The 7,613-nt window shown below is 44.3% G+C and carries 8 protein-coding genes; all 8 read left to right on the top strand.

Annotation, left to right across the window (positions count from 1 at the left end; genetic code table 11):
• Positions 1–158 precede the first annotated feature (158 nt).
• A complete protein-coding gene (locus EII23_RS11195; protein WP_124793450.1) occupies positions 159–671 on the top strand; it encodes a tripartite tricarboxylate transporter TctB family protein in 513 nt (170 codons plus the stop codon).
• 24 nt (positions 672–695) lie between these two features.
• Positions 696–2,204, top strand: coding sequence for a tripartite tricarboxylate transporter permease (locus EII23_RS11190; RefSeq protein WP_124793449.1), 1,509 nt, complete (start codon positions 696–698; stop codon positions 2,202–2,204).
• A 26-nt stretch (positions 2,205–2,230) separates the two neighbouring features.
• Entirely contained in the window at positions 2,231–3,199 is a 969-nt protein-coding gene (locus tag EII23_RS11185) for a tripartite tricarboxylate transporter substrate binding protein (protein WP_124793448.1), read from the top strand.
• A gap of 63 nt (positions 3,200–3,262) precedes the next feature.
• The gene (locus EII23_RS11180; RefSeq protein WP_124793447.1) at positions 3,263–3,640 is read left to right on the top strand and encodes a RidA family protein; all 378 of its coding nucleotides are present in this window, start codon (positions 3,263–3,265) and stop codon (positions 3,638–3,640) included.
• A gap of 13 nt (positions 3,641–3,653) precedes the next feature.
• Positions 3,654–4,766 (top strand): FAD-binding oxidoreductase, encoded by a 1,113-nt coding sequence (locus EII23_RS11175; RefSeq protein WP_124793446.1) that lies wholly within the window; start codon positions 3,654–3,656, stop codon positions 4,764–4,766.
• A gap of 10 nt (positions 4,767–4,776) precedes the next feature.
• Positions 4,777–5,058: a (2Fe-2S)-binding protein gene (locus EII23_RS11170; protein WP_124793445.1), complete on the top strand. Its 282-nt coding sequence runs from the start codon at positions 4,777–4,779 to the stop codon at positions 5,056–5,058.
• Positions 5,058–6,446: an NAD(P)/FAD-dependent oxidoreductase gene (locus EII23_RS11165; RefSeq protein WP_124793444.1), complete on the top strand. Its 1,389-nt coding sequence runs from the start codon at positions 5,058–5,060 to the stop codon at positions 6,444–6,446. The genes EII23_RS11170 and EII23_RS11165 overlap by 1 nt, the downstream gene beginning before the upstream one ends.
• 93 nt (positions 6,447–6,539) lie before the next feature.
• A complete protein-coding gene (locus tag EII23_RS11160; protein ID WP_124793443.1) occupies positions 6,540–7,256 on the top strand; it encodes an aspartate/glutamate racemase family protein in 717 nt (238 codons plus the stop codon).
• Positions 7,257–7,613 lie beyond the last annotated feature (357 nt).

Genomic DNA, 7,613 nt, shown 5'->3' with positions numbered 1-7,613 from the left:
TACAACCGGGAATGGATCATTGGACGCCACGACTACAAGACTCCGTCAGCGGTGCGGGCCATCCAGAAAGAGGCCGTGAACATCGCGGCTTGATCAACAAAAAACGTGTCCAAAAAAACGTAGACCGATACACTAATAAGATAGTTTAGGAAAAGCTTATGCATCGATATCTACGTCGCAATGTATTATTGGAAACAGGGATTGCCATGTGTAGTTTCTTGTTTTTCGTGGTGGTATACATAAAGGCAGATGTATGGGTTATCGAAGCAATACCTTCAACTATCAGCCAGTCTTTTTTTCCGTCAATTGTTGCACTTTTGATGTCTGGTATAAGTTTTCTTCTGGTTATTTTTTCTGTACGTTCTGCTTGGCATATAATTAACGGAAATGTGAATCACGAGCAAGAATTGATTGAAAAGTGCGTGGGCAAGTCTCGTTTTTTTGCACTGTATTCTTATATTGGATCTCTTTTTTTATATTTTATATCTATGCATTATATTGGATTTTTATATTCAACGCCATTTATTATGATGATAGTTGCAAAATTGCTTGGTCTTCGAGGTTGGTTAGTTCCATTTTTTTTCTTTGTAGCATTCGCGTTGATCATTGATTTCTTTGTCCTAAATTATATGAAAATTTTTCTCCCGGTAGGAGTTTTGTTTGAGCATTAAATATGAATATAACTGGATTAAAATATGATAGCTGATATTTTAACGGGCGTTTTATCAACTTTTACATGGCAAACCATTGGTGCCATCACCTTTGGTGTTTTTACCGGCCTCATGTTCGGTGCTATTCCTGGTATTTCGGGCATCATGGCTATCTCTATCCTCTTGCCTCTTACTTTTTATGTTAGTCCACTTGTTGGCATCCCAATGTTATTGGGAATATACAAAGCGAGTATGTTTGGAGGATCAATCACTGCAATTTTGCTTAACACTCCTGGTGCTCCCCCCGCCGTATGTACGGCCATGGACGGTTACCCCCTCGCTGAACAAGGGAAGGCTGGCAAGGCTCTCAATGCAGCTCTTGCCGGGTCAGTTTTTGGAGATACATTTAGCAACATTCTCTTGATTTGCGTGGCAGCCCCCTTGTCTTATCTGGCGTTAAAAATAGGCCCCACAGAACAGTGTAGCCTGATTTTGTTGGCTTTAACTGTGGTTGGAAGCATTTCGGGGATATCAATAACTAAGGGGTTAGTGATGGCAGGTCTTGGATTGCTACTTTCAACTGTTGGCGTTTCAGGATCAACCGGAGCCATGCGCTTTACTTTTGGTAACGAGTACCTCATGCAGGGAATTGCCCTTATTCCTATGGTAATAGGCTTACTTTGCCTGCCTGAAGTTATTCATCAAGCTAGCACAAAGATACAGCCTGCAATCCAGAAGAAGTTTACGCTTACTGGAAGTGATGGCACTTTTTCCTGGGGAGAATTCAAAGCTCTCCTTCCCCTTTTTTTACGATCTTCTGTTATTGGTTCCGCAATTGGTGCCTTGCCTGGGCTTGGCGCTTCTCCAGCAGCCTATGTCGCCTATTCGGAAGCCTTGCGTACCTCCAAAAATCCGGAGAAGTTCGGGAAAGGCTCAGTTGAAGGGGTAATCGCACCTGAAGCCGCAAATAATGCCGTTACAGGTTCCGCAATGATTCCACTTTTAACGTTGGGAATCCCGGGGGATGATGTTACGGCGGTGCTTATGGGGGCCTTTCTCATTCAAGGACTCACACCAGGGCCAAACATCTTTTTTGAAAACACGGTGGTTGTTTACGGATTGTTTGCCTCTCTCATTATCTGTGATGTGATTCTTTATTATGTTTCAAAGTTTGGTTTCAGGATCTGGATGCGGATATCCCAATTGCCTAAGTCTACAATTTTCTCTGTCGTGACCGTCTTTGCTATGGTTGGTACCTACTCTATTAACCAGAGCATGTTTGATATATTTTGTCTCATCATATTTGGGGTTTTCGGTTATGGAATGCGGCGTTTTCAATTCCCCGCGGGGCCAATGATCATTGGTTTCATCTTGGGGCCTTTACTCGAAGCCTCGTTTGACCAGACCATGACCATTTCAGACGGTAGTTTTATGATTTTTGTAGCTAGACCTGTTTCTGCAACCCTTATCCTTTTGACGATTGCCGCTGTTTTCAGCATTGCTCGGGCCCGAATGCGTCGCGCGAAAATTACCCGGCTGGCGCAAGAAGGATAACCATATTTATTTTTAGGGGGTTGGGTATGTTCAAAAAGGTTTTGGCAGTATTAGTGGTTCCGTGTCTTTTGACTCTGTGCATGGGTATGCTCGTATCTGCTGCGGAGTACCCTGACAAACCAATCCAGTTGGTTAGCCCTTTTGGTGCTGGAGGTGATTCTGATTTGACTGCTAGGGTCTGGGCAGAATTTGCTAAAGAAAAACTTGGACAACCTGTTGTTGTGGTCAACAAAACTGGAGGTGGTGGGTTAACCGGATCATTATTTGCTGCACGGGCAAAAGCTGATGGTTATACTTTGTTCTTGGGACAGGCTGGTCCAAACATCATCATTCCTCTAACCGTTAAAGGGGCGGATTATAATTTTGATAGTTTTGAGTACATTGCTCGAATTATGGTCGCAAACTGTGCTGCTGTGGCTCCAGCAGATGCGCCATGGAAAAACCTTAAGGAATTGGCTGAAGCAGCAAAAAAAGAGCCAAGGAAATACATTTTTGCTAGCCCCGCTGCTACATCATGGCTAACTTTTGCAATGCGTAGTTGGTTTAGCAAAAACGGTGTGCAAATGAAGATTGTTGAATATAAGAGTGGCGGTGAAGCTGCCGCGGCTGTTATGGGTGGACATGCACACATGACTTTTCTTTTTCCACAAAACTATTCTTCAATGACTTCTGCTGGCAAGATGAAGATTCTTGCCATGGGCACCAAGAGCGAATTGTATCCTGAAGCACCGACATTTTCAGAACTCGGTTATCAAGGAAATTACTATGGATGGGGTGGCATTGTAGCCCCCAAGGGAACTCCAAAGGAAATTTTGGAAAAGCTAGGAAAGGTCACCGAAGAAATTACAAAAAACCCTGAATTTGTAAAAGCTATCAAGAATATGCAGGCATCTCCTGACTATACTTCAGGAGAAGCATGGGTGAAGCAGATTAAGGATCAATATGGTGAGATGAAGCAAGTTCTCACGGATATGGGCATTGCGGTAAATCAATAATTATAAAATGGAGCGGCATTGGGAAAATTTTTCCAATGCCGCCAACTTGTAAAGGAGATGCGAATGTCGATCAAGAGAAATGGGTTGCCGACCAAACCGGATGCTTTGCCATTTTGTCAGTCTGCTGGCGCAAATGGATGGCTTTTTGTAAGTGGACAAGTTCCTCGAGATGCGGATGGAGAGATCGTTTCCGGCAACATCACTGTTCAGGCAAAAGTGACTCTGGACAACCTCAGAAAAGCCTTGAGTAGTGCGGGTTACTCCATGGAAGATGTCGTTCGTGTAACAGTGTACCTTGATGATACACGGGACTTTGCTGGCTTCAACAAGGTATATGCGCAATACTTTACAGTTGAGCACGCACCAGCTCGGGTTTGTGTTCAGGCTCAGATGATGAATGATTTGCGGATTGAGGTAGATTGTATCGCCTTTAAGGAATAAGGTCTACGCTGGTATGGACACGAAGATTTATGACGTTTTGGTAGTTGGTGGTGGTATTTCCGGAGCCGCTGTTGGTTATGGACTTGTAGGGAAAAAAAAGAAGGTTGCGGTTCTTGACGCTCCAACGGAAACCAATATGGCTACAAGGGCAAATGTTGGATTAATTTGGTGTCAATCCAAATTTTTGCATTTACCCAACTATGCCAAATGGGCGTTTATTTCATCGAACCTGTATCCAGCTTTGGTCAAGGAACTTGAAGAAGTTGCGGGCCTTTCCATTCCTGTCAATTTTACAGGTGGGCTTATCCCAACATTGAGTGAGGAAGATTATAAGAAGCGAGGAGACTACATCGAAAAATTGCGGATTGCTTTAGGCGAGTACAAAGGCAACATGATTGATCGTGCCGAGTTGGAAAGGAAATTGCCGAAAATCTCTTGGGGCCCTGAAGTTTGCGGAGCTGCTTGGTGCGAAGATGATGGCGTGATTGACCCTTTGACACTTTTGCGCGTCTTTAGGGCTGCCTTACCAAAGGCAGGTGTCGAGTACGTTCAAACTTTGGTTTATGAAGTGGAATCGAATGGTGGTGGCTATAATGTATTCACCGAACAAGGGGTATTTGAATGTGAAAGGTTGGTGCTTGCGGCGGGTTTATCTAATCGTCGCTTCGTGCAGTTTGCCATGCCTAGCTTGCCGGTCTATCCGGATAAGGGACAGGTCCTTTTAGTTGAGCGTATGCCCTATGTCATGCCTATTCCCGTGCTTGGCGTTACTCAAACCTTTGGTGGAACGACTATTATAGGTTTCAGACATGAAAGTTCCGGCCATCATACCCCAGTCGTGCCGGAAGCTGTTGCTTTAGAAGGAGTATGGGCAATGCGAGTCTGGCCGGAACTTGGGCACAAACGTATTTTGCGTTCATGGTCGGGATTGAGGGTTATGCCTGAAGATAAAATGGCTATTTATAGCCATTTACCTGGGCATCCAAAGGTAACCATTATAAACACACATAGCGCCATCACCATGGCAGCTGCCCACACAAGGCTGCTTCCTGATTTTGTCCTAGGAGGCGATTTGCCGGAAACGGCACGAGGGATGACGCTAAAACGTTTTGGCTTTGACTGCTAAAGGATGGCATATGCAAACCTCCATATCAAATATTCATATCACCCTTGATGGCCAACCAATGGAAGTTCCGGCGGGAATAAGTGTGGCATCTGCTGTCCTCGGCTTCGGCAAAGATCGTCATACATGCAAGCATCCAGTTAGCGGAAGAGAGCGGGCACCATATTGTCTTATGGGTGTCTGTTTTGAATGCTTGATGGAAATTGACGGAGAACCAAATGTTCAGGCTTGTCTGGTCAAGGTCCGTGAGGGAATGTCAGTACGCAGACAACTTCAGACAATAGAGGCAAACTGATGGACAATAATGTGGACCTTGTGATTATAGGAGCGGGCCCTGCCGGTTTGTCAGCGGCCTGCACAGCAAGAGCCTGCGGGCTAGATGTGACCGTTATTGATGAACAGGCTTGTCCGGGCGGACAACTTTTTCGTAATATTGAAAGGCCTTCTACTTCACATATTGGAGATTCTAAGGAGCGCGCAACCGGCTTGGAGCTTGTTGAAAAATTTCGAAAATGTGGAGCCAAGTATTACTCGGATACCACGGTTTGGGGTGTAGAGAGGCACAGAGTTTTTTGTACCATAAAGGGGAAAGCTGAGACCCTTTCTGCAACAAATATCCTTGTTGCCTGTGGCGCAATGGAACGTCCTGTCCCTTTTCCAGGGTGGACGTTGCCTGGAGTTATGGGGGTCGGTGGGGCGGATATCCTCTTGAGAGACATTGGCAAGCTTTCTTCGGGGGTGACCGAAGTGGTGTTGGCTGGTAATGGGCCGCTAATGCTTCTTGCCGCCTGTCATTTGATTGATTCGGGTATACGTATCTCAGCAATTTTGGATACTGGTGACTGGATCCAGCGGTTTAAAGCTGTCGCATTAATGCCTGGTGGAATAATGGACCTACCATATGTCAAAAAAGGCATTGGCATGTTGCTCAGAATTTTCAAAGAAAATGTCCCTATTTACCGCAATGTCGAAAAAATTCGAGCCGTGGGTACGGATTGTGTCTCCAATGTTGAATTTTTTGTTAAAGGGCAAAAAAAGGAAATTGCAACTACATGTATCTTGCGGCACGAAGGAGTTATCCCGAGGACACACATTCTTGGTTCGCTTAAAACCAAACTCATTTGGGATAATGTGCAACGTTATTGGTATCCTGAAACTAACATTTTTGGAATGACTAGTATTCCTGGGATTTATGTGTCTGGAGATGCTGCATATGTACACGGAGGAGATGCAAGTATTTTTAAGGGACATCTTGTTGGTTTAGGTGTTTCTAGACATTTGGGAGTTCTGAGTGATGCTGAATTTACATATAAAAGTAAAGGAGATAGTAAACGCTTGAAAACTTTGTATGCTGCTCGGGCTTTCTTGCGTTATGTATTTGCGCCCAATCCCCAAGTTTATAACATTCCAGATGAAACGATTGTTTGTCGATGTGAAAACACTACCGCAGGCGAGATTCGCAAGGCAATCCGTGAAAAATTCATGAATGCTGATGAAGTAAAAAGGATGACTCGCTGTGGAATGGGACAATGTCAAGGCCGTATGTGTGGAACAGTGTTGTCTGAACTTGTTTTAGAGGCCTGTGGGTTAGATGATCCGGCGAAAGGAAGGCTAAAAGTGCAACAACCATTTAGACCGGTAACACTTGAAAATTATTGTAGTCTTCACGCTTCTCACAATTAACTGTTTAAGCCATCCAAAGTCTCACTCCCTACCTAATTTATTTTCTAGATTAGAATTGGAAAGAAGAGACAATGAATAACGAGGAGTAACGAGATGATCGTGAAGGGCGGAAAATTATACTATGATCTTCCAATAGGCATATTATGCCTAGAATCTCAATTTCCAAAGCTACGTGGGCATCTACGTAACCCCATAAGTTTTTCTTTTCCAACAGTTACGCGGGTTGTTGAGGGAGTTGATATCCCCTGTCTGTTATTTAATCCCACATTGGACCTTGTGGAGCCATTCATAAAAGTTGCTAAGCAGCTTGAGGAAGATGGAGTGCAGGCAATATCCGGGAGTTGTGGTTTTATGGCTAGATTTCAGGGCATAATTGCCAGTGAGCTCAAAATTCCAGTCATTTTATCAAGCCTAGTACAGATTCCAATGATACGGATAATGCATGGAAAGAATGCAAAAATTGGTGTATTGACGGCAAGTAGCAATGCTTTGACAGTTGACCATTTTGACAACTGTGGAACATGTATGGATGATGTCATCATACACGGTATGGAGCACAACACAGAGTTTCGGGAAACGATACTCGAAGGAAAAAGGAATTATTTCGATATTGATGCGTTAAGAGGAGAAATTGTTGGCACAGCCAAAAATTTTGTCAATAAAAAGCAACTTGACGCGCTTGTTTTGGAGTGTACTGATTTATCAGTTTTTTCTCATGACATTCAGAAAAAAATTGAAAAACCCATATATGATATCAATTCGTTGATAGAGTTTACGTATTCTGTTGTTTGCAGGAAGCAATATTCCTAATTTTCGATTAATTTTCACATTAAGCTGAACTGGTTGCGAGGTAGTGTCCAGAAATTTTCGCACTTTTCGTAGCAGCCGCATGGTGTGGGTTTTGGCTCTGCCTTGAGGAGTCGGCGCGGGCCTTGTGAGCGGGATGCGAAGCGGCAATCCCGCGCTGCAAGGCCCGTGACGGCTCCGGTTCTATGCCGACATCTCTGTTTTCATATTCATGTACCGTTGCGTGCCCCATTTTTGGCCTGCCATATACCTGAGCCTGGCCGTGTAATCTCCCCATTTGTGGTAGTGCTCAAAAGTAGAGCCTATGCCGCCCGTTTCAGTTTCATGGCCGGGGTGATACCACCGATGCCCATATGGGGC

Source organism: Desulfovibrio sp. OH1186_COT-070, assembly GCF_003860215.1.
Taxonomy (GTDB): Bacteria; Desulfobacterota; Desulfovibrionia; order Desulfovibrionales; family Desulfovibrionaceae; genus Desulfovibrio.
Note: the sequence above shows the minus strand (reverse complement) of the source record. Positions and strands in the feature narration are given on the sequence as shown.

Bases quoted from the DNA above. Each gene is read 5' to 3' on its own strand.
- EII23_RS11160 (WP_124793443.1), top strand. From the start codon at position 6,540: ATGATCGTGAAGGGCGGAAAATTATACTATGATCTTCCAATAGGCATA.
- EII23_RS11185 (WP_124793448.1), top strand. From the start codon at position 2,231: ATGTTCAAAAAGGTTTTGGCAGTATTAGTGGTTCCGTGTCTTTTGACT.
- EII23_RS11165 (WP_124793444.1), top strand. From the start codon at position 5,058: ATGGACAATAATGTGGACCTTGTGATTATAGGAGCGGGCCCTGCCGGT.
- EII23_RS11180 (WP_124793447.1), top strand. From the start codon at position 3,263: ATGTCGATCAAGAGAAATGGGTTGCCGACCAAACCGGATGCTTTGCCA.
- EII23_RS11170 (WP_124793445.1), top strand. From the start codon at position 4,777: ATGCAAACCTCCATATCAAATATTCATATCACCCTTGATGGCCAACCA.
- EII23_RS11175 (WP_124793446.1), top strand. From the start codon at position 3,654: ATGGACACGAAGATTTATGACGTTTTGGTAGTTGGTGGTGGTATTTCC.
- EII23_RS11190 (WP_124793449.1), top strand. From the start codon at position 696: ATGATAGCTGATATTTTAACGGGCGTTTTATCAACTTTTACATGGCAA.
- EII23_RS11195 (WP_124793450.1), top strand. From the start codon at position 159: ATGCATCGATATCTACGTCGCAATGTATTATTGGAAACAGGGATTGCC.